This is a genomic window from Candidatus Darwinibacter acetoxidans, from assembly GCF_041936445.1.
GTDB lineage: Bacteria > Bacillota > Limnochordia > Darwinibacteriales > Darwinibacteriaceae > DTU010.
Genome location: NZ_JBHGXH010000277.1, coordinates 1 through 1,371 on the forward strand (window position 1 = coordinate 1; position 1,371 = coordinate 1,371).

The 1,371-nt window shown below is 54.8% G+C and carries 1 protein-coding gene and 1 pseudogene; both read left to right on the forward strand.

What is annotated here, in order from left to right:
* The first annotated feature begins 5 nt into the window (after positions 1-5).
* Positions 6-1,130, forward strand: a complete 1,125-nt coding sequence (locus ACE4YL_RS10595; protein WP_461369628.1) for a type IV pilus twitching motility protein PilT — start codon at positions 6-8, stop codon at positions 1,128-1,130.
* A gap of 7 nt (positions 1,131-1,137) precedes the next feature.
* Positions 1,138-1,371 (forward strand): annotated as a pseudogene (locus ACE4YL_RS10600) (type II secretion system F family protein); the annotation flags it as partial.

Genomic DNA, 1,371 nt, shown 5'->3' on the forward strand with positions numbered 1-1,371 from the left:
AGCTTATGGCATTGCAAATCAGTCTCAGGGAATTGTTCGGTGAGGCGGTGAAAAAGAATGCCAGCGATATCCACATCTCGGTTGGCATTCCTCCAGTCCTGCGCGTGGACGAAAAACTGCACCCCCTCAAACATCCCCCCCTTGATCCGGGGGACGTGAGGGACGTAATAACTACCCTGCTCTCGGAAGAGCAATTTGAAAGTTACCTGAATAAAAAAGAGCTGGACTTCAGTTTGCATTATGCCATCTCAAGCGATGGCATGAGCGTTCGATTAAGGGGTAACTGTTTCTTCGAGCGGGGCAACATGGCCATGGCATTCAGGGTCATTCCCAAGACAATTCGCCTCATAGAACACCTCATCCTCCCAAAACAGCTCCACGAGGTTGCAAGAAGACGTCAGGGCCTTTTTTTGGTGACGGGGCCCACGGGCCACGGCAAGTCAACGACCCTGGCCGCCATAATACAGGAAATTAATATATCGAGAAGTTGCCACATCGTGACCATCGAAGACCCCATAGAGTATTTGTTTCACTCGGACAGGTCGATAATACACCAGCGCGAGATCGGCATCGACACCACGAGCTTTGCCGAGGCCCTAAAGAGAGTGCTTCGTCAGGACCCCGACGTGATAATGATAGGCGAGATGAGGGATTTGGAGACGGTGCGCGCCGCTCTCACTGCGGCCGAAACGGGACACCTGGTTTTGGCGACGCTTCATACGCCCGACGCTCCTCAAAGCATCGATCGGATCTTGGACGTCTTTCCTCCCCATCAGCAGGACCAGGTCAAGCTCCAGCTTGCAAACGTCCTGATAGGCGTATGTTCACAGCAGCTCCTGCCCCTTCCCGGTGGAGGCAGGATGGTCGCCACGGAGCTCATGTGGGCCGTGCCGGCCGTGCGAAACTGCATCAGGGAAAGGAAAATTCCGGGATTGAAGAGCATCATCCAAACCGGGCTGGACCAGGGCATGCACACCATGGACCAGGATTTGGCCCGCTTGATAAAAGAGGGCAAACTGCCCTACGAACTGGCCGCCTCTTATGCCTTCGACATTAAGGACCTGGACAGGATGGTCTTCGGCGAGGGCACGTCCGCCTTTGCGGGCGAAGGGGTCATGGGGAGGAGGTGAGCGGTAAATGCTTTATCGCTACAAGGCAAGGTCAAGCGACGGCAGGATAGTTTACGGCAGTCAGCAGGCGCAATCCAACGCCCAGGTCCTTCAGTGGCTAAGGGAAAGGTCCCTTTATCCCATAGAAGTTGAGGAGACAAAGGAGCGCGCCGCTAAGTCCCTGAAGGAAAGGCTGGAAACCGTCTCCACCATAAAGCTAAAGGACAAGGCCGTTTTCTTCAGACAGCTGGCCACGATGCTC